Source organism: Bowmanella yangjiangensis (assembly GCF_017255015.1).
In the GTDB taxonomy this organism is placed as follows: Bacteria; Pseudomonadota; Gammaproteobacteria; order Enterobacterales; family Alteromonadaceae; genus Bowmanella; species Bowmanella yangjiangensis.
In genome coordinates this window covers 1-682 of record NZ_JAFKCS010000414.1, presented here as the reverse complement: position 1 = coordinate 682, position 682 = coordinate 1, and the positions used below count along the sequence as shown (strand labels likewise).

Here is a 682-nt window from a genome sequence, read left to right as displayed (position 1 = left end):
GACACCCTGTCACTGGCGCGCCTGGGCGCCGAGCTTACCGGCCTGGACTTTTCCGATGCGTCGCTGGCGCAGGCGCGGCAGCTGGCCAGCGCCTGCAACCAGCCTATCCGCTTCGTCGAGGCCCCGGTCTACGACGCCGCGCAGGTGCTCGGCGAGCAGCGCTACGATCTGGTCTACACGGGCATCGGCGCGCTCAACTGGCTGCCACGCATCGACGACTGGGCCGCCAACGTGGCCGCGCTGCTCAAGCCGGGTGGGCGACTCTTCCTGCGCGAGGCGCACCCCGTTCTGCTGAGCCTCGACGAGACCTGCGAAGGTGAGTTGCGCATCGTCCATCCGTACTTCGAACACCGTGAGCCGCTGGTCTGGGACGACGCGCAGACCTATGTGCAGACCACGGCGCCGCTGACGGCGACCGTGACCCACGAGTGGAACCATGGTCTGGGCGAGATCATCTCGGCCTTGCTGCGCCACGGCATGCTGCTGAGCGCACTGCAAGAGCACGACAGTGTGCCCTGGGAGGCGCTGCCAGGGCAGATGGTGCGCGGCGCCGACGGTGAGTGGCGCCTGCAGACGCGGCCGGAGCGCCTGCCGATGAGCTACACGCTGCAGGCGGTGAAACGCTCCTGAGCGTGCTTCAGGGCGCCAGCACCTTGTCCAGCGCCTGTTCCAGGGTTGCCAC

1 protein-coding gene is annotated in these 682 nt (G+C 68.6%); it reads left to right on the top strand.

Annotated elements, in window-relative coordinates; translation table 11 throughout:
* A partial coding sequence (locus tag J0A65_RS24880; protein ID WP_206596912.1) for a class I SAM-dependent methyltransferase occupies positions 1-630 on the top strand: 630 nt, incomplete at its 5' end.
* Between the last annotated feature and the right edge of the window lie 52 nt (positions 631-682).